General features: G+C 35.0%; 23 protein-coding genes. 11 read left to right on the forward strand and 12 right to left on the reverse strand.

Annotation, left to right across the window (positions count from 1 at the left end):
* Nucleotides 1–12: 12 nt before the first annotated feature.
* Nucleotides 13–990, reverse strand: a complete 978-nt coding sequence (locus N4270_RS10110; protein WP_260096978.1) for a transporter — start codon at nt 988–990, stop codon at nt 13–15.
* 133 nt (nt 991–1,123) lie between these two features.
* On the opposite strand from N4270_RS10110, the gene N4270_RS10115 reads away from it, so the two are divergent.
* The 4 genes from N4270_RS10115 to N4270_RS10130 all read left to right on the forward strand — a co-directional run bounded on the left by N4270_RS10115 (nt 1,124) and on the right by N4270_RS10130 (nt 6,682).
* On the forward strand, nt 1,124–1,405 hold the full coding sequence (locus N4270_RS10115; protein WP_260097109.1) for a DUF4834 family protein: 282 nt from the start codon (nt 1,124–1,126) through the stop codon (nt 1,403–1,405).
* A gap of 30 nt (nt 1,406–1,435) precedes the next feature.
* Nucleotides 1,436–3,865: a YfhO family protein gene (locus tag N4270_RS10120; RefSeq protein WP_260096979.1), complete on the forward strand. Its 2,430-nt coding sequence runs from the start codon at nt 1,436–1,438 to the stop codon at nt 3,863–3,865.
* Nucleotides 3,866–3,941: 76 nt separating this feature from the next.
* Entirely contained in the window at nt 3,942–5,222 is a 1,281-nt protein-coding gene (locus N4270_RS10125; protein WP_260096980.1) for a glycosyltransferase family 4 protein, read from the forward strand.
* Nucleotides 5,222–6,682: a polysaccharide biosynthesis C-terminal domain-containing protein gene (locus N4270_RS10130; protein WP_260096981.1), complete on the forward strand. Its 1,461-nt coding sequence runs from the start codon at nt 5,222–5,224 to the stop codon at nt 6,680–6,682. The genes N4270_RS10125 and N4270_RS10130 overlap by 1 nt, the downstream gene beginning before the upstream one ends.
* 95 nt (nt 6,683–6,777) lie before the next feature.
* Here N4270_RS10130 and N4270_RS10135 read toward each other — a convergent pair whose 3' ends face one another.
* Nucleotides 6,778–7,941 carry a hypothetical protein gene (locus N4270_RS10135; protein WP_260096982.1) on the reverse strand — a complete coding sequence of 388 codons (1,164 nt, stop codon included), beginning with the start codon at nt 7,939–7,941 and terminating at the stop codon, nt 6,778–6,780.
* Nucleotides 7,942–8,110: 169 nt separating this feature from the next.
* Here N4270_RS10135 and N4270_RS10140 point away from each other — a divergent pair, with 169 nt between their 5' ends.
* Nucleotides 8,111–8,704, forward strand: a complete 594-nt coding sequence (locus N4270_RS10140) for an aspartyl/asparaginyl beta-hydroxylase domain-containing protein (protein WP_260096983.1) — start codon at nt 8,111–8,113, stop codon at nt 8,702–8,704.
* A gap of 81 nt (nt 8,705–8,785) precedes the next feature.
* Here the strand turns inward: N4270_RS10140 and N4270_RS10145 are convergent, their stop codons facing one another.
* Nucleotides 8,786–9,469 carry a hypothetical protein gene (locus N4270_RS10145; protein WP_260096984.1) on the reverse strand — a complete coding sequence of 228 codons (684 nt, stop codon included), beginning with the start codon at nt 9,467–9,469 and terminating at the stop codon, nt 8,786–8,788.
* A gap of 221 nt (nt 9,470–9,690) precedes the next feature.
* On the opposite strand from N4270_RS10145, the gene N4270_RS10150 reads away from it, so the two are divergent.
* Entirely contained in the window at nt 9,691–10,791 is a 1,101-nt protein-coding gene (locus N4270_RS10150) for a DUF3667 domain-containing protein (protein ID WP_260096985.1), read from the forward strand.
* Here the strand turns inward: N4270_RS10150 and uvrA are convergent.
* A complete protein-coding gene (gene uvrA, locus N4270_RS10155; protein WP_260096986.1) occupies nt 10,788–13,571 on the reverse strand; it encodes an excinuclease ABC subunit UvrA in 2,784 nt (927 codons plus the stop codon). The genes N4270_RS10150 and uvrA overlap by 4 nt on opposite strands.
* Before the next feature lie 231 nt (nt 13,572–13,802).
* Between uvrA and N4270_RS10160 the strand changes: the two genes are divergently transcribed.
* Nucleotides 13,803–14,387, forward strand: coding sequence for an RNA polymerase sigma factor (locus N4270_RS10160; protein WP_260096987.1), 585 nt, complete (start codon nt 13,803–13,805; stop codon nt 14,385–14,387).
* Nucleotides 14,388–14,629: 242 nt separating this feature from the next.
* Here the strand turns inward: N4270_RS10160 and nth are convergent, their stop codons facing one another.
* Nucleotides 14,630–15,286 carry an endonuclease III gene (nth, locus tag N4270_RS10165; protein ID WP_260096988.1) on the reverse strand — a complete coding sequence of 219 codons (657 nt, stop codon included), beginning with the start codon at nt 15,284–15,286 and terminating at the stop codon, nt 14,630–14,632.
* Between the two features lie 44 nt (nt 15,287–15,330).
* On the opposite strand from nth, the gene bcp reads away from it, so the two are divergent.
* The gene (bcp, locus tag N4270_RS10170; RefSeq protein WP_260096989.1) at nt 15,331–15,786 is read left to right on the forward strand and encodes a thioredoxin-dependent thiol peroxidase; all 456 of its coding nucleotides are present in this window, start codon (nt 15,331–15,333) and stop codon (nt 15,784–15,786) included.
* 147 nt (nt 15,787–15,933) lie between these two features.
* Here the strand turns inward: bcp and N4270_RS10175 are convergent, their stop codons facing one another.
* Nucleotides 15,934–17,385 carry a TonB-dependent receptor gene (locus N4270_RS10175; protein WP_260096990.1) on the reverse strand — a complete coding sequence of 484 codons (1,452 nt, stop codon included), beginning with the start codon at nt 17,383–17,385 and terminating at the stop codon, nt 15,934–15,936.
* 95 nt (nt 17,386–17,480) lie between these two features.
* Between N4270_RS10175 and N4270_RS10180 the strand changes: the two genes are divergently transcribed.
* The gene (locus N4270_RS10180; RefSeq protein ID WP_260096991.1) at nt 17,481–18,242 is read left to right on the forward strand and encodes an MBL fold metallo-hydrolase; all 762 of its coding nucleotides are present in this window, start codon (nt 17,481–17,483) and stop codon (nt 18,240–18,242) included.
* 1 nt (nt 18,243) lies between these two features.
* Nucleotides 18,244–18,744 carry a hydrolase gene (locus N4270_RS10185; protein ID WP_260096992.1) on the forward strand — a complete coding sequence of 167 codons (501 nt, stop codon included), beginning with the start codon at nt 18,244–18,246 and terminating at the stop codon, nt 18,742–18,744.
* A 125-nt stretch (nt 18,745–18,869) separates the two neighbouring features.
* Here N4270_RS10185 and N4270_RS10190 read toward each other — a convergent pair whose 3' ends face one another.
* The 6 genes from N4270_RS10190 to N4270_RS10215 form a co-directional block, all read right to left on the reverse strand.
* Nucleotides 18,870–19,403, reverse strand: coding sequence for a GNAT family N-acetyltransferase (locus tag N4270_RS10190; RefSeq protein ID WP_260096993.1), 534 nt, complete (start codon nt 19,401–19,403; stop codon nt 18,870–18,872).
* A 91-nt stretch (nt 19,404–19,494) separates the two neighbouring features.
* A complete protein-coding gene (locus N4270_RS10195) occupies nt 19,495–20,142 on the reverse strand; it encodes an alpha/beta hydrolase (protein ID WP_260096994.1) in 648 nt (215 codons plus the stop codon).
* A gap of 1 nt (nt 20,143) precedes the next feature.
* Nucleotides 20,144–20,476 carry a hypothetical protein gene (locus tag N4270_RS10200; RefSeq protein WP_260096995.1) on the reverse strand — a complete coding sequence of 111 codons (333 nt, stop codon included), beginning with the start codon at nt 20,474–20,476 and terminating at the stop codon, nt 20,144–20,146.
* Nucleotides 20,477–20,485: 9 nt separating this feature from the next.
* Nucleotides 20,486–21,739 (reverse strand): dihydroorotase family protein, encoded by a 1,254-nt coding sequence (locus N4270_RS10205; protein ID WP_260096996.1) that lies wholly within the window; start codon nt 21,737–21,739, stop codon nt 20,486–20,488.
* Entirely contained in the window at nt 21,736–23,661 is a 1,926-nt protein-coding gene (locus N4270_RS10210) for a BatA domain-containing protein (RefSeq protein WP_260096997.1), read from the reverse strand. Before N4270_RS10210 ends, N4270_RS10205 begins: the two co-directional genes overlap by 4 nt.
* 87 nt (nt 23,662–23,748) lie before the next feature.
* Nucleotides 23,749–24,756 carry a glycosyltransferase family 2 protein gene (locus N4270_RS10215; RefSeq protein ID WP_260096998.1) on the reverse strand — a complete coding sequence of 336 codons (1,008 nt, stop codon included), beginning with the start codon at nt 24,754–24,756 and terminating at the stop codon, nt 23,749–23,751.
* Nucleotides 24,757–24,859: 103 nt separating this feature from the next.
* Here N4270_RS10215 and N4270_RS10220 point away from each other — a divergent pair, with 103 nt between their 5' ends.
* Entirely contained in the window at nt 24,860–26,749 is a 1,890-nt protein-coding gene (locus N4270_RS10220) for a peptidase M61 (RefSeq protein ID WP_260096999.1), read from the forward strand.
* Nucleotides 26,750–26,802 lie beyond the last annotated feature (53 nt).

Below are 26,802 nucleotides of genomic sequence, written 5' to 3' on the forward strand. Positions count from 1 at the left end.
ACAGTATACGGCTTAAAGACTTCCGTCATCATCAAAATCATCAGTTCGCTTCTTTTTGTCTTTTTTAGGCTTTCGTTTGTCGGCATCATCTCGAGAGTTTCCGTTATCTGTTTCTTTATCGACATGGAAATCGAAACGGTAAGACATTCCGAAGTTAACTCCAAAAACCGAAGGTGTATCTTTTGCATTAAATGTGACTGCAGCATCTAACTGAAAATCTTTACTCCATAAATATCCGCCTCCAAACCGAAAGAGGTTATCAGCATAGAAATCACTTTGAATCCCTTGGGTTTCTCCAAAAACGACCCATTGCGGATTGAACGAGTGGGTTAAGGTAATGATGTATTGAAAATCTGAATAATCGGTCCCAATTCGGTCCTTGATTAAGTTTAGCACCAAGACCCAGCCGCCAGAAAAGTTGTTTTGCGTTGCGACCATAATTTTAGGGCTAAAACCTTCGATGCCAGGTGGCGTAAACGGATTGTTTTTAGAATCAAAATTAGCACCAGCATACACTGCAACGGCAGGAATTAATGATTTCCATTTAAACGAACGATTGGCATGATAACTATATAAATTGGGTTTGTCGTCTTCTTCAGAATTTTTATAAGGATCATACACCAAATATTTAGCACCTAATGTGAAGTTTTTAAAGTTAGAACGTTTGTCTTCTAAAGCAATAGCAGAACGATAGTCTGTAAAAGTGTCATTTTGGTAAACACCTTCTAAGTTAATTTCTAATTGCTCAAATAATAGTCCGTAACGAACCGTAAAATCGGCACCAAAGCCAGAGACTTCATACATGAGAGGCGTGTGTTCTTCTTTTATAATATAAGGACCAACTTCTATCTGTGCAACGTTGGTACCTACAGAAAAAGCACTTTTAGAAACACCTGGTCTGTTGGAGTTGATCACTTCGGTGTATTGAGCAAAAGTGATTTGGGATAGTAATAATAAGGTGAAAAACAATAGTGTTTTGATCGGAGTCATAGGTTAACGATTTAAGCCAAATATAGATATTTTATACGATTTATTTATCGAGATATTAGTATTAAGATTTTTTTAAGTAACGAAAGCCGTTTTTTAAATACATATAATTGTATTTTTGAAAAAAATTCACGCAATGTTACAGGAAGCATCTGTATATGGTTTCTTTAGAACCATTCTTATTATTCTTTTGGTATACTACGGAATCAAAATTCTGTCACGCTTTTTTGCGCCTTATCTTGTAAGGTATATGTCTAAAAAGGTGCAACAAAAGTTTGAAGGTCAATTTCAACAGCAACAAAATCAAAGACAAACACAACAAAAAGAAGGTGAAACGGTCATCGATAAAATGCCTGAAAATAATTCGGCTTCAAATAAAAAAGTAGGAGAGTACATAGATTACGAAGAAATTGACTAATTTTCGAGTCTATTGAAAGTCTTATAATTTATGCCGTTTTCATTTAAAAAATTCTTACCACATCTTCTCGTTTTAGTTGGCTTTGTGGTAATTTCGTTAGCTTATTTTAGTCCTGTTTTACAAGGAAAGCAAATCTTTCAAAGTGATATCATGCACTATATTGGCATGTCAAAACAACAAAAAGATTTCAAAGCAGAAACGGGTGAAGAAACGTATTGGACCAATAGTGCTTTTGGTGGGATGCCTACCTATCAGTTAGGTGCTCGTTATCCGCATAATTATGTAAAAAAACTCGATACTGCGCTGCGGTTTTTACCACGACCTGCAGATTATCTATTTATCTATTTTCTAGGGTTTTATGTATTGCTATTAGTCTTAAAAATAGACTATAAACTCGCTGCTCTTGGTGCATTAGCATTTGGTTTTTCTACTTATCTCATTATAATTCTAGGTGTTGGCCACAACAGTAAAGCACATGCTATTGCTTATATGCCTTTGGTGTTAAGTGGTATTGTACTCACCTTTAGAAAAAAGTACATACTTGGCTTTTTACTCACAGCTATAGCCTTGGCTTTAGAGATTGGCGCTAACCACTTTCAAATGACTTATTATTTGATGCTATTAGTGGTGGTACTAGGTGTTGCTTATCTCATAGATGCTTATAAAAAGAAAATGTTGCCTCATTTTTTTAAGTCTGTAGGGATTATGGTCGTCGCTTTAGTACTAGCCATTGGTCTTAACGCTACGAATATTTTAGCAACTCAAGAATATGTTAGCGAAAGTACACGTGGCCCAAGTGAATTAACCATAAACCCTGACGGTTCACCGAAAGAAATTACCTCAGGATTAAGCAAAGAATACATTACTGAATACAGTTACGGATTTACAGAAACCTTTAACCTTTACATCCCAAGATTTATGGGTGGCGGTAGTGGTGAAGATGTTGGGAAAGACTCTAATATTTATGAGTTTTTTAGAAAAATTGGCGCGACACCAACTCAAGCGTTGCAAGAAGCCCAAAATACACCAACATATTGGGGAGAACAAACCATCGTTGAAGCTCCTGCCTATGTTGGAGCCGTCGTGATTTTCTTATTTATTTTCGCGCTCTTTTTGGTGAGAGGCCGACTCAAATGGTGGCTCGTAGGCGGAACAATTTTGTCGTTGTTATTATCGTACGGAAAGCATCTCGGATTTCTAACCGATTTCTTTATCGATTACGTTCCCTTATACAATAAATTCAGAGCCGTAAGTTCGATACAAGTTATTTTAGAATTATGCATCCCTATCCTCGCGATTTTTGGTTTATCCAAACTATTCAACGATTTTGATCATGATGAACGTAAACTGAAAGCCCTTAAGATTTCAACAGCAATTGCAGGTGGCTTGGCTTTACTGTTTCTACTTTTTGGAGCTTCGATATTTGAATTTGTAGGCGCTAATGATGGGTATTACAGACAAGCTTATGGCGAATATGGCCAAGGGTATATTGATGCTTTACGTGATGACCGACAAGCCTTTTTCACCCAAGACACGCTACGAACACTCATTCTGGTTGTATTAGCTGCAGGAACTATTTTTATGTTTTTGAAAAAGAAGCTTTCTGAAACCTTAGTTATTGGGATATTCGCTGTTTTAATCCTATTTGATTTAGTAGGTGTTGATCGTCGTTATGTAAATACCGATAATTTTATCGCAGGTATTAGAGTTGAAAAACCTTATCAGGCAAATCCTGCAGATAAAGAAATTATGCAAGATGAAACGCATTTTAGAGTGTTTGATATTTCTACAGAAGGAAGTAGAGCACCAGCAAGAGCGGCTTATTTTCATAATTCGCTAAGCGGATATCATGCTGCAAAATTGAAGCGTTTTGATGAGTTATACGATTTTCATATTTCTAGAAATAATATGAACGTTCTTAATATGCTTAACACCAAGTATATTATTGCCGAAGAACAAGGTCAAGTATTTCCTTATGTTAATGAAGACGCCAATGGTAATGCTTGGTTTGTTAGTGAATTAGAGAAAAAAGCGTCGGCTAATGATGAAATTAAAGCCTTAGATAGTTTGCAAACAGCTATTAAAGCAGTAACTACGGTTTCAGAACTGAAAACGCAAGGTTTTGTGGTAGATTCTACGGCACGAATTACACTAACCGAATACAAACCAAATCGTTTAAAATATAAATCGGTTAACTCAAATGATGGTTTTGCTGTATTTTCTGAAATGTATTACGGTAACGGCTGGACAGCGACTATCGATGGAAAAGATGCACCAATTCATCGTGTCGATTATGTGCTTCGCGGACTCCAAATTCCTGCTGGAGAACACGAGATTGAATTTACATTTGATCCAGAAGTAGTGAAAACTGGAAGTACTATTGCACTGGGAAGTTCAATACTCTTCGGATTATTATTGATTGGCGGTTTATGGTTTGGCTTTAAGTCCGAAGAAAAGTAAAGGTCTTTCTTGTGCAGATAAAAATTCAGAGGTTATAAAATACTAAGAGAATCTTAGTTTTCTAAGACAGACAATCATGGGTAAATCAAAGGTGCTTATCATCACATACTATTGGCCACCAGCTGGAGGTCCAGGGGTTCAACGATGGTTAAAGTTTGTAAAATATTTACCCGAATTTGGTATTGAACCTATTGTTTATTGCCCTGAAAATCCGAGTTACCCAATTATTGATGACAGTTTACTACAAACGATTCCAGCAGATGTCAAGGTGATAAAACAACCAATTAACGAACCCTATCGCTTTGCCAATTTAGTGTCTAAAAAAAGCTCGAAGCAAATTAGTTCTGGCATCATTCCGAAGCAAAAAAAGCAATCTTTTATCCAAAAACTAATGCTGTATATACGTGGAAATTTCTTTATTCCCGATGCGCGAAAAAACTGGGTAAAACCTTCAGTTAGCTTTCTTTCTAATTATATCAAAACACATCAAATAGAGACCATCATTACGACTGGACCACCACATAGTTTGCATTTAATAGGTTTGCAACTCAAGGCACAGATGGGTGTGAAGTGGCTTGCCGATTTTAGAGATCCCTGGACAACTATAGGTTATCACAAAGCATTAAAATTAACAACAGCTTCGGCAGCAAAGCATAAAGATTTAGAAGCGAAAGTTTTACGCACTGCCGATGAAATTATTGTTACAAGTGCACATACAAAACGTGAGTTTCGGTCTAAAACTGAACAGCCCATTACCGTTGTCACCAATGGTTATGACAGTCATTATATACAACGGCCTGAAAAAGATGCTAAATTCACTTTAGCGCATATTGGTTCGTTGTTGTCTGAGAGAAATCCGAAGCAATTATGGGAAGCATTACAAGAACTGATTCGTGACAATGAGGCGTTTAGAAATGCTTTTCAGTTACAACTTATAGGTGTCGTTAGTGAAGATGTTTTACAAACAATGAATTCGTATGGTTTAGAGATTTACACTAATAATATAGGTTATGTGTCTCACGATGAAGCGATACAAGCACAAATGGCATCACGAGTGCTTTTGATGGTTGAAATTGATTCTGAAGACACCAAAGTTATTATTCCGGGAAAACTATTTGAATATATGGCTTCCGGAACACCAATACTTGCTGTTGGTCCCGAAGATTCTGATGTCGAATCGATTTTAAAAACAACCAATGCAGGTCACTATTTTTACTATAACGATAAGACGCGTATCAAATCGCAAATTTTGTCGTATTTTGAAGCGTACAAAACTAATTCGTTATCAGTAAATGCTATCGGATTAGAGCAGTATAGTAGAAGATCACTAACCAAACGTTTGTCTGAAATTATCTAATGGGAATTGTTATTCATCAATCCTTAAGAAACACCATCACCACGTATTTAGGTTTCGGTATTGGAGCCATTAATGCGCTGTTTTTATACACTAATTTTATTACTGATGAATACTACGGGCTGGTAGCTTATATATTATCGGCTGCCAATATCATGATGCCCTTAATGGCTTTTGGTGTTCATAATACTATTGTGAAATTTTATTCGACGTTTAAAACCAAGAATTCGCTTAATAGTTTTTTAACACTTATGTTGTTTTTGCCGCTTTTGCTGGCATTTCCGGTGGCTATTGTTGGTTATATTGCCCACGATTTTATTGCTGATATCTTGTCACAAAAAAATACGATTGTTAGAGGTTATTTGTGGTATATCTTTTTTACAGCATTTTCTATGGCTTATTTTGAAGTCTTTTATGCTTGGGTCAAAGTGCAAATGCAGACTGTTTTTGGCAACTTTATGAAAGAGGTATTTCATCGTGTTGGCGCCATGATATTACTGTTTCTGGTGTTTTTTGAAGTGATTACTATTGATCAGTTTTTAAAATCTATTGTTGGTGTTTATGTGCTAAGAGCATTTATTATGATGTTGTATGCTTTTGGAAAACGACTGCCTGTGTTTAGATTTAATAAAATAGATAAGCTGGGTTCTATTTTGAAATATTCAGCATTGATAATTCTTGCAGGCTCTGTGGCAACTATCATTTTGGATTTAGATAAGTTTATGCTCAATAATTATTTAGATATTGAAAAAGTAGCATATTACAGTGTCGCCGTATTTATTGCCACCGTAATTGCGGTTCCGCAACGCGCAATGCATCAAATTTTATTGCCTTTAACCGCCAAATTTTTAAATGATAATAACAAAGCAGAACTCAAAGATTTATACCAGCGAAGTTCATTAACGCTATTTGTAATTAGCGGATTTATTTTCTTATTAATTGTTTCAAACATCAATGCGCTGTATGACATTATTCCACAGGAATTTAGTGGCGGACTGATAGTTGTGTTTTTAATAAGTATCGCAAAACTCTACGATAATCTTTTAGGAAATAATAATGCGATTTTATTTAATAGCGATTATTATAGAATGGTACTGGTATTTGGTGTCGTTTTAGCAGTTTTGGCTATTATTCTTAATATGATATTGATTCCAATGTACGGCATAAATGGTTCTGCTATGGCCACGTTTATTGCTATTGTGGTTTATAATACGATTAAGGTTTATTTTGTAAAACTGAAATTTAAAATGCAACCCTTTACTTCGGAAACTTTTAAGGTTTCAGTCCTGTTAATCGTTCTGGTAATTGGCTTTTATTTTTGGGAGTTTCCTTTTAATCCTTATGTGAATATTATACTGAAATCAATGGCCATTGCTATTGTTTACGGAGTTATGATTTACAAGCTTCATATTTCCGAAGATATTTCAGAAATGATTAAAAAGTATTTGAAGATAAAAAGTTAGTTTTCACAGGGCTATAAAATGAGAAAGTCCCATAAGGTGCTTTGAGGCATACGGCTTACGGGACATTCTACTAACCAACCAAAATTATTATAGTTTTAAGATCTAGATCTTGTACTTTTTGTTGTTTTTGTGCTTCTACTTTTAGTAGTACTTCTCGAGCTGGCTTTTTTAGCTTGAGATTGTGTTCGGCTTCTAGATTGTGTTGCGTTTCTAGAAGATCGACTACTTTGTTTGCTATTAGATATACGAGTATTAGATGCTTTTGGTTTTTTTATACTTGTATTTTTTCTAACAGATCGTGTCGTCGTTTTATTATTAGACACAGTTCTAGGTGTTTTGGTCACATTTCTTGTGCTATTTGCTCTTGGTCTAACCTGTACATTCTGCGTTGAGCGGTTTGTAGCTCTGGTATTTCGAGATGTAGAAGCGTTAGAATTTGAACGACCTGTAACTCTGCTATTTGATGTATTTGTTCTGGTACTTGTTGCTCTAGTTCGTGAGTCTCTTGTTGTAGTCGATACATTTCTACCAGTAGAACGCGCTGACGTTGCATCTTGTCTGTAACGCTCATTAATCGAGCTTCCTCTACGACCAGTAGTTGCTACGGTTCCTCGTCGACTGTTCACTCTAACAGCTTGTCTAACATTGTTTCTGTAAGGTCTGTAATAAGTATGCCTAACAGGTGTGTAGAATTGTCTGTAAGGTCTTGTATAAACAACACAATAATTTACAGGAGGAACTACATAGTATGTGTGCCATGGTCTATATACATAAGCTCTATTATAAATATTGATATAACCTGTATAGTGAGAGAATCTTCTATGACTGTTATAGTAAACATATAATCCACCTAAACGTGTAATGCGCCCGAAAGAATTATAATTAATATTAATATTACCAATTTGGGTCACACGACCATAGTAATCATAATATATAGGAGTGTTTTCGATTTGAATGATGGCTCCAAAATCATCATACTGCACATATGGATTGTAATCGTATCCTGAATTAAAACTTATAGATACGCCAGGTGTATTAATTGCTACATTAACATCTGGACCATAATTTTGCATAAAAAAATCAAATTGACCATCTGGAAACACTGAAAACTCAATGCCACCTTCTACAAATATGAAAGAATTACCATAACCTCTAACATAGTTGTTTGATGTGTTTGTTTCTACTGTGTTGGTGGTTGTCGCTTGAGCTGTTGTTCCAATGAGGAGCAACGCTGTGAAAATTGAAAATAATCTGTTCATAATTGTAAGTTTTTTGATTACGCTAACTATAAAACAATTAGCGTGCCAAAAAAAAAGAGTCCATGTTAACTGATTGATATTCAGTAATAAATAAATCAGGTAAATCTACCTATCTCTATATGGAAAGCGATAGCTATTTTGCTGATACATAAATTTAGTTGCTTACAATATGGATGTATTACAAAAAACCAAAACCACAAAGGATCGTGTGAAACTTCCAATTAGTTTTGATGCAGAAAGGATGTACAAGGAATATTGCGCATTACAGCCTAAAAATTTTGAATATTACAATGTCATACAATTACGAGCTCCAGCCCATTTAATTGATACGACATTGCCTTTTCCGCCTCCAGTAACAGATTATGCTGATGGTTCTTGGACAGATTGGTTAGATTCTAAAGAATTAGAATCTTCTCCGTATTTAAAAAGTATCATTGATTCTTTTAAAGAAATCACAACAGTGACTTTAGTGCGATTATTGCGATTGGCACCACATTCTGAAGTCAAAGCTCATCAAGATCCGACTCTAGGTTTAGAAGTTGAAAAATCTGTAATTAGATTAACCATTCCTATTATTGATAATGATCATACTACATTTTATTTAAATTCTAAGCCTGTAAATATGCAATTAGGCGAGTGTTGGTATTTGAAACTTACCGATACGCATAGTGTTGTGAATCATGGAGACACAGAACGAGTCAATCTTACCATAGACATGATTCCTAATAAAAACCTGAGAACACTCATACAAAATAGTCATTAAAAATCCCGGAGGCTTGGGGGAGCGCTTCGGGATTTTATATTTGTTCACTTCATAGTGAACAACCAACTAAAAAAATTAAGTTTATTTGATTTTACCTATACTTTGTTTTTTGTGTTTTTTGATTTTTCCGTTTTTTCGGTAGTAATAATAATCGTCATCAAAATCGCCATCATAATCCTGATATTGGGTTCCTCCATATCCGGAGCCAACACCACAGTTTAATTCAGCATTACTATGATTTACAATGCCGCTAATGTGGACAATTTCTCCCCAACGGTTGTAGTTTACTTTGAGTCCGCCAACTTGACGAAGTAAACCGTTTCCTCGCTGGTAACTCATGTAAACAGAGCCAGCACGTTTGATTCGGCCTTGTCTATCATAATTGATAAAAACATTACCAATTCTTCTAACTTTACCATCGCTATCATGCGTGATGATCACACCTCGAGGTCTAGGTGCAGAATAATGAACTCTACTAACTGTTCCAGGAGCACCATAAGTGGTGTTAACTGAGCTTCGGCGTGTTCTTGAATTTCTGTAATAGGTTTCAGAAACCGTTTGATCAATTTCAGTATTGAAGTCGAAACTTCCGTCTGGAAAGATTAAAAATTCTACACCACGCTCAATGAACACAATTGGTTCTGCAAAACGATAGCGTGCATTGTTGAAATCTTCCCCATTAGAAACAGCATCTCCTGCTGTTGTCGCTGTAGCTGATGTAAATCCTAGTAACATCATTGCTAAAAAAAGTACTTGCTTTTTCATAATTTATAGGTTTTTAGATTTGCCTTTGTCTCTAACTCGTTTAGAAACTTATCGGCTTACGCTATTTGTTTAGAATAAACCAACTTGCGTGCCAAACTTTCAAAAACTTGATTATTAGAATGTTACAATTTAATTGTTTGAGGTCTACGAGTTTTCGAATTAATTTTTTATAAGGTTAAATCAATATTTTTACTACTTTTATATGACCAACCCATCCGTTTATGGAAGATCAAAAGTTTAAGTGTCTTAACTGCGAATCTGAATCAAAAGAGCAGTATAAATTTTGTCCAAATTGCGGACAAAAATCAGATGAAGATTTAACCTTAGGCGTCTTATTCTATAACACCATTAGCAATTATTTTTCATTTGATGCTCGTTTCCTCAAAGGGTTTGTACCCTTAATGTTTAAGCCTGGATTTTTACCTAAAAAATTTGTTGAAGGTAAGCGCTTATTGTATTTACATCCAGGACAGATGTATTTATTTGTCGCCTTTATTTTCTTTTTTATTTTTTCATTTACGGCAAGACAGCAAACCGAAAGTCTCAATAGAGAACTACGTAAAACCTTAAACGATAAAAAGGTAACGGTCTTAGATTCGGTTAGTAAAAAAGAAACAGATTCTATACGAGTTGTAGATTCTTTAAAACAGGTTAAAGCAGATTCTATCTCAAAGGCAGAATTGCGAAATGCGCTGGAAAAAAACAAATTCATCACAGGATTTTCTGAAAAGCAGATAGATTCCTTGGTTAATAATGTTAATATGAAGGACGCAGATTTAAATTTTGGTTACAACGAGAAAAAAATTGATTCGCTACTTGATGCAGGAGCCGATGATGCTGAAATTTATAAAGCCATGGGAATGGAAGACGATGACGGATGGATTACTAAAAAGTTTTACGCACAAGCTCTTAAATTTTATAAATCTAGAGATGGTGGCAATATTTTACAAGCTTTTTACGACACGATACCAATTGCCTTATTCTTTTTGTTGCCATTATTTGCCTTGATATTAAAAATACTTTATTATAATCGCGGACGTTATGCTCACCACTTGGTGTTTAGCTTTTATTACTTTTCGTTTTTGTTTACTGTCTTTAGTTTTATCTTCGGAATCAATTTATTTTGGGATATTCCAGATTGGATCGATTGGTTAATTGCAATGTCGACATTCTTTTATCTACTAATAGCACTAATACGTTTTTACCGACAAAACTGGTTCTGGAGTTTCTTTAAAGCTTGTGTAGCTTCATTTTCGTTTTTAATGGTGGTGATACCAACAGCAACCATCATTTTGATACTCTTTGCGTTTATGTTTTATTAGAGTTTTTCCTTAAGATATTGTCCTGTAATTGAGGCTTTATTTTTTACCAACTCTTCAGGTGTACCTTGTGCAATCAATTGTCCGCCACGATTTCCGCCTTCCGGACCTAAATCGATAACATAATCGGCACATTTTATTAAATCGAGATTATGTTCAATAACGATAATAGAATGTCCTTTTGCAATTAAGGCCTGAAACGATTTCAGTAATTTCTTAATATCGTGGAAATGCAAACCTGTGGTTGGTTCATCAAAAATAAAGAGCGCGTTATCACTTTTGCTCCCTTTTCCGAGGAAAGATGCTAACTTAATACGTTGCGCTTCACCTCCTGAAAGGGTAGAAGAACTTTGTCCTAAAGCGACATAACCCAATCCTACGTCTTGAAGTGGTTGTAATTTATTTTTAATCTTGGTGACTTTGTGTTGCTCAAAAAATACAATAGCATCATCGATAGTCATCGTTAAAATATCATCAATGTTTTTACCTTCAAAAGTGACTTCTAGAACATCCTTTTTAAAGCGTTTTCCATTACAGGTTTCACAGGTTAAATGCACATCGGCCATAAACTGCATTTCGATAGTTACTTCACCATCACCTTTACACGTTTCACAGCGTCCGCCATCAACATTGAAACTAAAATGCTTGGCTTGGTAATTTCTGATTTTGCTTAATTTCTGATTGGCAAACAGAGCTCTAATATCATCATAAGCTTTAATATAGGTCACAGGATTAGAACGAGAGGAACGCCCAATCGGATTTTGATCTACAAACTCAATATGTTTGATGTTTTTATAATTCCCTTTAAGTTCTGTGAATTGACCTGGCTTATCTCCAAAACCAGTTAGTTGCTTTTGTACTGCAGGAAAGAGAATCTTTTTAACCAAGGTACTTTTTCCGCTACCTGAAACACCAGTTACCACAGTTAGCATCTCCAGAGGAAAAACCACATCAATATTTTGAAGGTTATGAGCTCGGGCTCCAATGACTTCAATTTGGTATTTTGATGTTCTTCGTTGTTTAGGCAGCTCTATTTCGAGCGTTTCATTAAGGTATTGAGCTGTTAATGAATTAGATTTTAAGATGGTTTCAAAGGTTCCTGTAGCCACCACTTCACCACCAAAGGTACCAGCTTCTGGACCAATATCTATGATTTCGTCGGCAGCTTTCATAATGTCTTCATCATGCTCAACAACAATCACTGTATTACCTAAATCACGTAAGGCTTGCAATACTTTAATGAGTTTTTCAGTGTCTTTAGGGTGCAGGCCAATACTGGGTTCGTCAAGAATATACATCGAACCTACTAAGCTACTTCCTAAGGAAGTGGCGAGATTAATACGCTGACTTTCACCTCCGGAAAGGGTATTAGATTTCCGATTTAAAGTGAGGTAGTCTAAACCTACATTGCTTAAAAAAGACAAACGGTTATTAATCTCCTTAAGCAGACGCTTGGCAATGGTTGTGTCATAATCGTCTAATTCTAACTGTTTGAAAAATCGAGATAATTCATCTAGCGGCATCTCTACTAAATCTGTAATGGTAACGCCAGCTATTTTTACGTAATTGGCTTCTTCTCGAAGCCGTTTGCCTTTACAAACGCTGCATTTTGTTTTTCCGCGATAACGTGATAGCATCACCCGATTCTGAATTTTATAAGCTTTCGATTCTAATTCAGCAAAGAACGAATTTAAGCCTTCAAAGTATTGATTGCCATCCCAGATTAATTGTTTTTGAGCTGCTGTTAACTCAAAATAAGGTTTATGAATTGGAAAATCAAACTTATGCGAATGATTGACCAGTTGGTCACGATACCAACTCATACTTTCGCCACGCCAAGGAAAAATAGCATTATCATAAACCGATAACGCTGTATTTGGGATCACTAAATCATCGTCAATACCAATAACATCTCCGTAGCCTTCACATTTTGGGCAAGCGCCATACGGATTGTTAAAGCTGAATAAATGCGGATTTGGTTCTAAAAACGTCATGCCGTCTAATTCGAAGCGGTTATTAAATTCGGTACGTTTCTGATTAGAGAGTGCTTCAATAAAGCAAGTGCCTTTGCCTTCAAAAAATGCTGTTTCTATCGCATCTGCAAGTCGGTTATAGAAATCTTCTTCGTGTTTGACAACAATTCTGTCGACAACTAAAAATAAATTGTTTTTGCTGTTTTTTTCCATCGCATCATCAATTCGTAAAACCTCTTCTTGGTGCTGAACCCTTGCGTAACCTTGCTGCTTTAAGACTTTTAGCTTGTCTTCCATAGTACGTCCTTCTTCCAAAATAATAGGAGCGAGGAGGAGTAGTTTTTCACGCTCTTCAAACGATTTCACTAAATCTAAGACATCTTTAGTACGGTGTTTTTTGACTAAATTTCCAGAGACAGGTGAATAGGTTTTTCCTATTCGTGCGAATAAAAGTTTTAAATAATCATAAATTTCAGTAGTAGTTCCTACGGTCGAACGCGGATTGGTGCTATTTACTTTTTGTTCGATAGCAATAGCAGGAGCAATACCTTTGATGATATCAACCTTAGGCTTGTTGAGTCGTCCTAAAAATTGTCGTGCATAACTCGATAAGCTCTCTACGTAGCGACGTTGACCTTCTGCATACAAGGTGTCAAAAGCTAAACTAGACTTGCCAGAACCTGATAAGCCTGTAATAACGACAAGCTTATTTCGAGGAATGACAACATCAATATTTTTTAAGTTGTGCAATTTAGCACCTTTAATGATGATGTTTTCTTTAGGATTAAGGTCTAGGATGTTACTGCTCATGGGTGTTTTAGAGAATAAGAATGTGCAAAGATAGGTCTTTTATTGAAGCTTAAAAAATGGATTATTGTTCATTAAAATGTTAAAGTTTGTTACTTTTTTTTGGAATTTCGGAATGATTGTTGTTATATTTGAGAACATAAACAGTTAAAACCGAGTTGCCTATATCATAATATTACTTTAAAAGTTTAACCCCAAGCTAAGATTAAATTCTTTGCCATTAAAGTAATAATTATGAGACACGAACTTATCACGGACGCTGTTTTAGTTAAGAACTACATGAATGGAGACGAAAGCGCTCTATCCGTCCTTATCCACCGACACAAGCAAAAGATTTACAGTTTTATTTATTCTAAAGTTTTCGATAGAGATATCACAGAAGACATTTTTCAAGATGCTTTTATTAAAGTTATTAAGAACCTAAAACTTGGTAAATATAACGAAGAAGGTAAGTTTTTACCTTGGGTGATGCGTATCTCTCATAATTTGGTTATCGATCATTTTAGAAAGAATAACAGAATGCCAAAATTTGACAATTCTGGTGAATTTAGTATTTTTTCAGTATTAGGGGATACGGCTTTAAATGCCGAAAAACGATTAATTAAAGATCAGGTCGAATGTGATTTAAGACGTCTCATTGAAGAATTACCAGAAGACCAAAAAGAAGTACTGGTGATGCGTATGTATAAGGATATGAGTTTTAAGGAAATATCGGAGCGTACAGGTGTAAGTATTAATACTGCATTAGGACGAATGCGTTACGCTCTCATTAATCTGAGAAAAGTAATTGATAAAAATAATATCATTTTAACGAATTAATACAATAAGTTAGGTTTTGTTGCGTTTATTGAATTATAACAAACTAAAAAACGTAAAATGGCAAAACTTTACTCAGAATGTCCCCAAAAACAAAACAACCTAAATCCAAAAGAAGAAACTATTGACTTTCTTTTGAATTATTCCAAGGCTTTAAGTGTTATACATTGTAATAATTTGAAGTTTGAAGCACTTCAAAACTAAATTTGAAAAAGTCCCGAATCGTTAGTCTTCGGGACTTTTTTTTACTTCTTTTTTGAATAGTAATCTTTTAAAACAGAGGCTCTGCCAATTGTTTTGGTTATAATGTCTTTTTCTAAATCCCAACCTCTGGCAGGTGAGTATTCACGTCCGTACCAAATAATTTGTAAATGTAAGTCGTTCCAGAGTTCCTTCGGAAATAAACGCTTCGCATCCTTTTCAGTTTGAACCACATTTTTGCCATTGGTGAGATTCCATCGGTACATTAAACGATGAATGTGAGTATCAACAGGAAATGCAGGAATTCCAAATGCTTGCGACAAGACCACAGCAGCCGTTTTATGTCCAACAGCAGGAAGCGCTTCTAATGCTTCATAAGTTTTTGGGACTTCTCCGTTGTGTTTATCAATTAAAATTTGTGATAATCCATGAATCCCTTTGCTTTTCATTGGTGATAAACCCACAGGTTTGATAATCTCGCGAATCTCTTCTACTGAAAGCTTAATCATATCATAGGGATTGTCAGCTTTTTCAAATAAAAGTGGTGTGATTTGATTAACACGAACATCTGTACTTTGTGCAGACATCAGTACAGCAATTAATAAAGTATAGGGATCTTTATGTTCTAAGGGAATTGGAATAGTAGGATACAATTCGTTTAACGTACTTATAACAAAATCTACTTTCTCTTGTTTAGTCATTGTCGTATATTTGATGAACTCATTTAAAAGCAAAAATAAGCAATATGAATACATTACAAGCAGGAGATAAAGTACCAAATTTTACAGTTAATGATCAAGATGGTAATCCGGTATCACTTTCAGATTATAAAGGAAAAAAATTAGTTGTTTTCTTTTATCCGAAAGCGAATACACCAACATGTACGGTAGAAGCCTGTAATTTAGGAGAAAATTATGAGGCGTTACAAAAAGCAGGTTATGAAATATTAGGTGTTAGTGCCGATTCTGAAAAACGTCAATCTAATTTTAAAACCAAATTTAAGTTTCCGTATCCTTTACTCGCAGATACAGAGAAGGACGTGATTAATGCGTTTGGAGTTTGGGGACCAAAGAAATTTATGGGACGGGAGTTTGATGGCATTCATCGTATAACGTTTATTGTTAACGAAGAAGGTGTCGTAGAACGTGTTATTGATAAAGTAAAAGCAAAAATACATACCGAACAAATCTTGTCTGAATAAAGCTTCTTTTGCGTTTTATGGAATTTTTCAACATTTCATTATTAAAAAGATGAGAGATTCAAAACCAAGTCAAGAATAACCAGACAGTAATAATAAAACAAAAAGCCGCATCAATTGATGCGGCTTTTTTGTATGTGATTTTAGGTTTTATTCTCCTAAATGAACTTGTTCGGTTTCACAGCCAAAAAGGCTTTTCTCTTTAATAAGGTTTGAAACCCCTTCCGGCAACATGGCTTCCCATCCATCTTCGTTATTAGCAATCATTCTTAGTACAGTTCTCGAAAACACAGAAAGTGTAGTTTCATTAAAATCTGTAATATCAACTACTTTTCCGTTGTACTTAAAGAATTTATATAATTCTTTCATTCTTGGATGTACTTTCAAGTTTTCACTATCGGTTATGGTTCCATCCTCATTCTGCATTGGGTATAAGTAGACTCTTAAATCTTTAAAGAAGAGTTTTCCGAAGGCTTCCAAAATCCCACCACTTAAGTGACGGTAATATTTCTCATCAAAAATATCTACCAGATTGTTAACTCCCATAGCTAATCCCATACGGGCTTTTGTATACTGAGAGAAGTATTCTACAAGTTTGTAATATTCTTGGAAGTTTGAGATTAATACGGTTTGCCCAAGCGAACATAAAAGTCGGGCACGATCCATAAAATCCTGCTCGTCAATTTCACCTTCGGCTCTTAGATTTGAAAGTGTAATTTCAAAAATAACTTGAGTTTTATCGGTATCAACTTTATTTTCTTTGATGAACATTTCATAAGATTTCTTATACATGTCCATATTCACTTTAGTCACAGGTCTAAAACTACCACGCAATGCTAGAATATTCTTTTTGTATAAAACTCTAGCTGGTAATACGTTGTTTCCGTCGGGAGCAAACATGACCGCATCGGTCATTCCATTTTTAACCAGTTGCAGACTCATTAATCGGTTATCTACATCTTCAAATACTGGTCCGGCAAAATTTATAGTATCAATTTCTACTTGGTCTTTATCCAAATGATCATATAAGTAGCGCAGTAATTTTTTAGGCTCGTTATATTTATAGAAGGCACCATAAATCAAGTTTGTACCAAGAATACCTAGTGTTTCTTGCTGTAATCTTGCGTCATTTTCTTTAAAACGTAAGTGTAGTACAATTTCGTTATAACCTTGTGTTGGATCGACTTGATATTTAATTCCGACCCAACCATGACCTTTATATTTTTTTGCAAAGTCAATAGTTGCAACGGTATTTGCATACGCAAAGAACATTTTATTAGGATGTGATTCCCTTAAAATTCGCTCTTCAACCAGATTGACCTCATGATCTAACATTTTTCTAAGTCGGGCTTCAGTGACGTAACGTTTATCGTCTTCAATGCCATAAATAGCATCACTAAAGGCTTTATCATAAGCAGACATTGCTTTTGCTATGGTTCCTGAAGCACCACCAGCTCTAAAGAACTGTCTTACAGTTTCTTGTCCGGCACCAATTTCAGCAAATGTTCCGTAGATGTTTTCATTTAAGTTGATGCGTAAACATTTCGTTCTTAACGACGGAATCTCATCAAACTCTTTATCTCCTTTTAAGGTTATTTCCATTTTATATTTTGGGTTTGTCAACTATACAAAGGTATTAAAATAGCAGGTCAAACTAAAAAAATAAGTTCTATTTTTGCGTTAAACTAAATATACTTTTGAAAGTTACTTTTTTAGGCACTGGTACATCTCAAGGCATTCCTGTTATTGGAAGTGACCATCCTGTGTGTTTAAGTAACAATCCTAAAGACAAGCGTTTACGAGTTTCGGTGTTGATTGAATGGGACGATTATGTTTATGTGATTGATTGCGGACCAGATTTTAGACAGCAAATGTTACGTGCCAATTGCCGTAAACTTGATGGCGTTGTTTTTACGCATGAGCATGCCGATCACACTGCAGGATTGGATGACATCAGACCCTTTTACTTTAGACAGGGTGATATTCCGTTTTATGCGCATAAGCGTGTGTTGGGCGAATTATCAAAGCGCTTTAATTATATTTTCACTACTGAAGAGAAGTATCCTGGGGTTCCATCGGTGATTCAGCATGAAATTAAGAATGAACCTTTTTTTCTCGGAAATTTAAAAGTCATACCTATAAATGGCTACCATCATAAATTGCAGGTTTTCGGATTCCGTTTTGGCGATTTTGCCTATTTAACAGATATGAAAACTATTGCCGAAGATGAAATTAAAAAATTGAATGGTGTTAAGGTTTTAGTCGTGAATGCTTTACGGGAAAAAGAACATATTTCGCATTTTAATCTTGATGAAGCTTTGCATTTTATTTCTGAAGTAAAGCCTGAAACGGCATATTTAACACATATAAGTCATTACTTAGGTTTTCATGATGACGTGCAACAAAAATTACCAGAAAACGTTTATTTAGCTTACGATAACTTACAAATACAACTCTAAGATGAAGCAAAGAATTTTTATGTACCTGTTTATTTTTACACTGTTATTAGTGATTTTCCAATTTGTAAACTCAAAAAACATCATAGAAGACTATGATCAGAAGTTGACCAATTCTATGGAAGAAAATACGCAACTTAAAGATTCAATACGGATGATCGCTGATGATAAAGCTTCAGATATTTATACCTTTCGTTTTGATACGAATGATGATGCGATGACCCATTGGGAAAAAAAAGGTTTCAGAATTTCAGAATTTGTACCCTTAATCAAAGACGGATTAATGAGTCTTAATGAATATGAAACTGAAGACCATCCTTTAGTACCATTTGCGTCTATGTCTGGAAACAAAATGCGAATCGATCAGATTAGAATGTTAAATCATAAGTGGATTATTATCAGTTTTACTGATGGCACTTATTGGGGAGAAATGCTTCTGAATTATGATATGAATAACGGAAATGTCACTTTTAAAGAGTTGAGTTCTTTATTGTATCAGCCTTAATCTTTTTGATGAGCAAAGTTATAGCTATCAAGGTTCCAATACTTGAACCTATATATCCAAAAAGATTTATCCAATTCACCGAATGATAGCCAGCAGACCAAAGAACATAAGCGCATAGGCTCGATTCATAATTTTGATTTTAACCAAGTAGATCGCGTAATACTAAAGACTTTAAATTCGTCAACCTGCTTTTCGAAAGTCATTCCGTTTTTTATAGCGACAATTTCAGAACCAATATTATCGACGTGCATCATAGATATTAGATTGTCATAGAGTTTATGCTTAAAGCAAAATTCTTTACAGTGTATGGCTGCTTCTTGTGCGTAGCCTTTTCCCCAGTATTCAGGAAGGATAGAATATCCAATTTCTAAGCGTTCTTCATCCTCAACGGTTTGAATGAGGAGTCCGCACTGACCAATAAACGCCCCAGAGTGTTTATCGATAAGCGCATTCATTCCACCTAGTTTATTCTCGTAGCGATGAAATACTTTATCAAACCAAAACTCGCATTGCTCTACCTGAGTTAGGCCTTCTGGCATTCCAAGAAACTTAGCGACATTTTCTTCTTTAAACAATGGCATCCATGATTCAAAATCATCTTTGGAGACGATTCTAAAGTGTAAACGTTTGGTTTCTTCGCCTGTGAGAAGGTAGCTCATGAGTTTGATATCTAATCGTTATTATTCAGAAGTAATAAAGATAAAAGCAATTATTTTGTAATGTGCTGATATACTTACAGTCTTTATAGTTTTAAATCCGTTTTTCAAGCCAGCTTCTAAATTCATAAAAATTTTGTGGTGCAACACCATGGCCGACAGGAAATTCAGAATAGGTATTTTTAATATGAAGCGCATTTAAAAACTGAGGTGCTTTTCTGGCCCAATCGACTGGAATCACCTGATCGACGCTTCCATGAGAGCAATAAAAATCTAAATGGGAATAGTCTTTGTCTTGTAAGTTTTTAGGAAGCATATCTTCACTTACATAACCACTTAAGGCAATAATATTCTTTACTTTTTCAGGATAAGTCAGTGCCACTGCATAGCTTAAAATAGTCCCTTGACTAAAGCCTAAAAGATTTACATTGGATTGGTCAACAGAATATTCGGCACAAGCCTGATCGATAAAACGCGCAATAGCATCTCGAGATTCAATCGCTTGATCGACATCATTCCATTTATTTTGATTGGCATCAAAATTTATGGCATACCATGCATTTCCGTAAGGTTGCATCGGGTGAGGCGCTCTAACGGAAATGATAAATAATTCTTCAGGTAATTCTTGAGCAAAAGAAAACAAATCGTTTTCGTCGCTACCATAACCGTGGCACATAATGAGTAATGGCGCGTTTTCTTTTAAAGACGACGGTCTGGTGATATGATGTAAATCTAAATTCATATTAGTTACCTATTGAAGAAAATAATTTTTGAAAAAACGGACCAAGAATTGGGACTTCATTCATTTTTTTTCCGACAGCACCAAAAATTCCGTAGAGGAAAAGCGCAATAAAGAATACCCAAAATGAAGTTGAAATCATCCAGCTATCAAAGGCACCTACAAAATAACCTAAGAGCATTTGCAACAACCATAAGCCCAGGGCTTGCCTAACATGAAAGGATACCAAAGGATTTCGAACATCGCGATTTAAGAAAAAGGCGATAACAGTACCAATTAGTGTGATATAGGCGACAATTGCTAGACTGTCATTATTAGAGTCTGGTGTATTTTGCATGCGAATATTTTAGTTTAAAATCAATTGGTTATTGGCTATAATTCCATAAACCTGTCCTTTAAGTTCCCGACCTTCAAACATTGAGTTTTTAGAAGTAGAAAGGATGTTTTCTTTGGAAAATGTATAGGCTGTATTTGGATTGAAAAGTGATAAATCAGCAGAATTTCCTACTGCAATAGGCGAGTTTTTAAATCCGAAACGCGCTTTACCTTTGGTTAGTAATTCTATGGTTTTCTTTATGGTAAATATTGAATTCAATGCGCCAAATGCACTTTCTAACCCGATAGTACCATACTTGGCATGATCAAACTCTATTTTTTTTCCTTCGATATCAATCGGATTGTGATCACTCGTTACCATATCAATGGTTCCGTCTTTTAAGCCGTTAATTAAAGCTTCAATATCATTTTGTGTTCGTAGTGGTGGTAAGACCTTGAAATTTGTATCAAAGGTGTTCACATGTTGATCGGTAAATATCAAATTGTGAATAGCTACACTACAGGTAACATCTAAATTTTTCTGTTTTGCCGCTTTAATTAATTCCACAGATTTGGCGGTTGAAATGGTTGGAATATGAAGTTTACCTTCAGTATATTCTAAAATAAACAGATCTCTGGCGATTTGTAGTTCTTCGGCTAAAGCAGGATTGCCTTTTAAACCTAATGAGGTACTCATGACATGTTCGTTCATCACACCTAATCCGCTAATTTTTGATTCCTGCGGAAACGAGCATACCAAACCATCAAAATTACTAGCATACTGTAAGGCGAGCTTCATCAAGTTAGGGTTTGCTATAGGATGCTGATAATCGTAAAAAGCAACAGCTCCAGCAGAAGTCATGTCGTATAATTCGGCCAATTCTTGACCCTTACTATTTTTAGTTAAAGCACCAATAGGAGAGAGGCTTACAGCATGCTTTTCTGCTTTCGATTTTAATAATGAAATATCGGCATACGAATCAATAACAGGATTGGTGTTTGCATTAACTGCAACTGAAGTGAAACCAGATTTTGACGCTGTAGTGAGTCCGTTTTCAATAGTCTCACGTTCTTCAAATCCAGGTTCACCAAAACTCACACTAGAATCAAACCAGCCTTGCGATACATGGAGGTTGTCTTGTCTGATTTCTTTATAGTTTTTCGGATTTTGAATGCGTTTTGAAATCTGAGAGATGGTTCCTTTTTCAATTAAAATATCTACGGTTTGATTGTGAAAATCGCTTTTAGGGTCAACTATTGTGGCAGATTTTACAAGTACGTTCATTTCAGAAATTTTAAGATGAGCATTTCAATGATTAAGAAAATCACTGCAAAAATAACAAACCATTTCCATAGTTCGTTAACATTTGTTGCACTTTTGATGTCACTTATTGCAGATGAAAGCGAATTATTAATACTTGTATTGCTAATGCTTTGTATATCAAAATACTTAAGAAGGCTTTCATTTCTGTCAAAATTAAAACTCAGATTTTTCAAAAAGGCATCTTTATTTTGAACCGCAATGATTCCAGCGGCATCAGGATAGATATTCGTAATGAGTTCTACCTTATTATCATAGGTTTGTTGTAATGGAATAACCGAATTTTCGCCATTCACCAAAGTAAGAATGTCATCTTGTTGTAGTTGCGTTGCAATATCGATGGTGTTTTCTTTTCCTATGGTATAAAACAAATCACCCGTTTTTAAACTTTGTTTTCCAATATTATACAGAATCGGAACAATAAGAGGCGAGTTTTTAAAATTAGAGTTTTCGGTGTATAATGCTGCGGAAAAACGGTAGGCATTTCCAGATTGGGAAAGGAATGAACTTCCATCTTCAAAACTTAAAATCGAGGCGACTAAATTATAACTGTTACTATAGAATGAATTTACTTTTGGATACTGAAAATTAGTAACACGCTTATCAAAAACATTGGTTAATAATGGATGGGAAAAATTAATTGTTGTAATTTTCTTTTCTACAGGATTTAATGAACTGAAATTAGATAAATTATAGGTTGCAAACAACTGATTGTAAGTATCTATTCTAATATTACTTGAAGGAATAATTAATAGGTTTCCGCCGTTGTCAGTAAATGATTTTAAAGCAGTAATTAGCGAGTTTGGAACCGTATTCAGTTCATTTAAAACAATTAAATTTTGCTGGTCTATACTGTTATAATTCAAAGCATTAAAATCTACAGATGTATATTCAAATTCATCACTAGTATATATTTTTTTAAGGAAGCTATCATCAGTTTCATTAATCGCTAATACATTTATTTTCTCTCGTCGGTCAATATTAAAATACAAGGTATTGTCATATTGAAGATTGCTGTCTTCTACGAGAAGTTTTCCGTTAAAAACAGCATTGGCAGGAATGGTAAAATTTGTAGTAGCGTCATCTGTAATAGTAACCGCAGTCTTCGCCATTAACTTATTGTCATTATATAATGAAACAGGTAAGGTTTCAATGGGTTCTCCTTGATTTTTCAGGGTTACAGTCAGTTCGATGTTTTCTACTGTAGTTTTAGAAACATAAACACTATCAACAGCAACATTGCTTTGATTGGACGGTTTTAACTGCACCAGTTTTAAGGAGATAAGGCTGTCTGTTGTAGCGGTTAGAGCATCGTTTTTTTGTTGAAAATCTGAGACCAGTACTAAATTTTTAATAGAACTAGCATCATCAGAAAATAGCTGTTTTCCTTTTAGTACTGCAGCATCGTAAGCGAGTTGATTAGGCGAATGTTTTATCTGAATTAAATCATTTTTAATAGCCTTTATCGACGTGTTATTAAACGTAGCATCATTTGTAAAAATTGAAACCGATTCATTTTCATCAATATGTTCGATTATATCTTGAATGGCTGTATTGAGTAGACTTCCGTTGTTACTAGGCGCTTGCATACTAAACGAATTGTCTAAATAAATAACCGTTTCACTCTTGGTATTAAAACTATCAGAATTTGATAAATAAGGTTGTGCAAATGCAAAAATCACACAAGCTAAAAGCAGTAGTCGAGTGATTAAGGTTAGCCATTTTTTGAGCTGCGAACTCTTACGTGTTTGAATGGTCAATTCTTTTAAAAATTGCACATTGGTAAAAGGCACACTTTTAAATTTCCGAAGTTGAAATAAGTGAACAATAATAGGAATAGCGAGCAGAAGTAAAGCGTATAGAAGTTCTGGGTGTTTAAACTGCATTCCTGTTTTTGGGATTGTTTTTGTTAAAAATCAAATATAGAAAATGATATGGGATTTGTTGCTTTTGCTTTTGAGAATTTTAACGTTTTAGCAAAAGAAAAAATAATCGGTCATGGCTTTCATATCTTGTGTTTTAAAATAGGCTTTAATTTCTACTTGTGCATCTGGATTAGCAACCGTTACAATACTTTGCGGATTCTCTAAAACTTTAAGATATTCGAAACTTAAAAGAAGTTCATCATAGATATGCTTTCCTATTTTTTTAGGGTTATCACAAATCCAATAAAAAGACACCTGTTTGGCCTTTAAAAGACGTGCGACTTTCTTTCCTTTTTGTCCGGCACCCCAAACCGTTAAAGGTCTTGAGGCATTATAGTTGAGCTTTAAGAAATAGTTGAGCTTAAGTTCCAAAAAATGATTTTCGGCATAATGTTCATGAGTTCTTGAGGTTCGGGAGCTGTAATCTCTCCAGTAATGTAATATAGTATGACTTGGAATACATGTCATCTTATTTTGATAAAACCGAAAGGCTAAATCATAATCTTCGGGATAGCGGTTGGGCGTAAATGCCTCACAAGTAATAAAATCGTCACGATGTATCATCCAGCAAGGCGACGGAATAACACATTCTTTATAAATTTCAGTATAGTTTTGGCCTTGTTGTGTTAAGCCGTTTAGCCAGGACTCGTACTTTGCAAAACCATCACCAATTCCATCTTTGCTAAAATAGCTTACTAAGCCCAGTGCGATATGCTTTTTTCCGTGGGATATTAAATCGTAAAGCATGGTATGTAGCTTTTCTGGATGCATAATATCATCACTATCCATTCTAGTGATATAGTCGCCTTTACTTTCAATAAACGCCAATTGCAAAGCATTGATGATGCCTTGTCCTAGATTTGTAAAAAGTTTGATGCGTTTATCTTTTTCCGCGTAAGCACTAACAATATTAAAACTGGAGTCTGTAGAATGATCATTTACAATAATTAACTCCCAGTGCTCATAACTTTGGTCTCGAATAGAATCTAAGCATTCGGGAAGAAATTGCTCCGTATTTTTAAAAGGAATTAGGATACTTATCAAAGGGTTTTGCATGTTACAAAAGTACCATTTTAACAAAACCTTAGCTAAATTACTGGTAACAGATTGTAGTTTTGTGCGTCAGATGAAAAAATCTGAAAATAATTAACATCATAAAATGAAAAGAATTCTATCAACTTTTGCCCTAAGTGCTTTGCTTGTGGCTTGTGGTTCTTCTAAACCCACAGTAAACGATTTAGCGACTGCTAATCCAATTTCAACGTCTATCAATTTGTCGGCAGTGACCGATGACAAAGCTCCGGTAACTATAAATCCTGGACGTTTTACACAAGAGACTGTAACTTACAGATTGCCAAAAGTTGTGCAAGGGACTTATTCGGTTAGTGATTTTGGAAAATATATTGATGATTTTAAAGCTTTTGACTATAGTGGTAATGAAATGCCAGTTGTAAAAGCCGATGTCAATACCTGGACGATTGCCAATGCTAAAGAATTAGATAAAATTGAATATTTAGTTAATGATACTTTTGACCAAGAAGCTTCTGGTGGCATTGGAGGAGAAGTACCTTTTTCTCCATCTGGAACTAATATAGAACCTGATAACTATGTATTAAACTTACATGGTTTTATTGGTTATTTTGATTCGTTAAAAGATGCGCAGTATACTTTAGATGTGACAGCTCCAGCAAATTTTGAACGCACGTCTGCATTACAGAATACGAATACCAAATCAAGTGCAGATGGCACACAAATTACAAGCTCTTATTTTGCACCACGTTATTTTGATATCACAGATAATCCGATGATGTATGGAAAGCTGGATGTCGAAGAATTTATGGTTGGCGATATTAAAATAGTTTTGAGTGTTTATTCGCCAAATAAAGTGCATTCTGCAGCAAGTATGAAAGAGACCGTTTTTAAAATGATGGAAGCTCAAAAAGCCTACTTAGGCGATATTGATTCTACGCCACGTTATGATATTTACTTGTATTTATCTGACGGAAGCGAAGGTTCTCCAAAAGGGTTTGGCGCTTTAGAACACCATACATCTACTGTCGTTGTATTAAGAGAACAGTCTTCTAAAGAACAATTAGCAGCTTCAGTAATTGATGTTGTTGCTCATGAGTTTTTTCATATTGTAACGCCATTATCGGTACATTCAGAAGATGTACACTACTTTGATTATAACGATCCAACATTTTCTAAGCATTTATGGATGTACGAAGGTGTGACCGAATATTTCGCACAGCATTTTCAAGTTTATAAAGGTTTGGTTGATGCAGATACTTATTATAATACGATCAATCAGCAAATTCAAGTGTCAAAAAATATGGATGACGCAATGAGTTTTACGGTTATGAGTGAGAATGTTTTAGAAGAGCCGTATGCATCAAACTATTATAATGTGTATATGAAAGGTGCATTAATCGGAATGTGTATTGATATTTTAATGCGAGAAGAAAGCGATGGTAACAGAAGTATGTTGTCACTTATGAAAGAATTATCGGCTAAATATGGTAAAGAAAAACCTTTTGTTGATGATAACCTTATTGCTGAAATTACTGCAATGACGTATCCTTCAGTAGGCGAGTTTTTAAATACTCATGTTGTTGGTGGTACACCAATTGACTACAACAAGTTTTTTGAAAAAGTAGGCTTAACTATTGGAGATAAAAGAGTGCCAACAAGTTATATTCAGAATGGTTCTGGTTTTATTTTTGGAGCAAATCAAGAAAAAGGTCAGATTTTCTTTTCTGAAGGTGTTAACGGTAATAGCTTTTGGGTAGAGCAAGGTGTTTTGCCAAATGATGTGATTAAAACTGTAAATGGCGAAGCATTAACCATGCAAAATGCGCAAGCGATGTTAGGCAAAATGTACCAGTGGAAAGAAGGAGAGGCTATTAATGTGGTTCTGGAACGCGACGGAAAAGAAGTAATTATTGAAACTACTTTAACACCAACATTTACAACTGCTAATACCTTAATGGAGCATGAAAATGCGACAGCAAAACAAATAGGGACAAGAAAAGCTTGGTTGAAAGGCTAAGCAATAACCAATTAATAAAATTTATAAAACCTGTTATAATTAATTTATGACAG

The organism is Psychroserpens sp. SPM9, assembly GCF_025153525.1.
Classification (GTDB): domain Bacteria; phylum Bacteroidota; class Bacteroidia; order Flavobacteriales; family Flavobacteriaceae; genus Psychroserpens.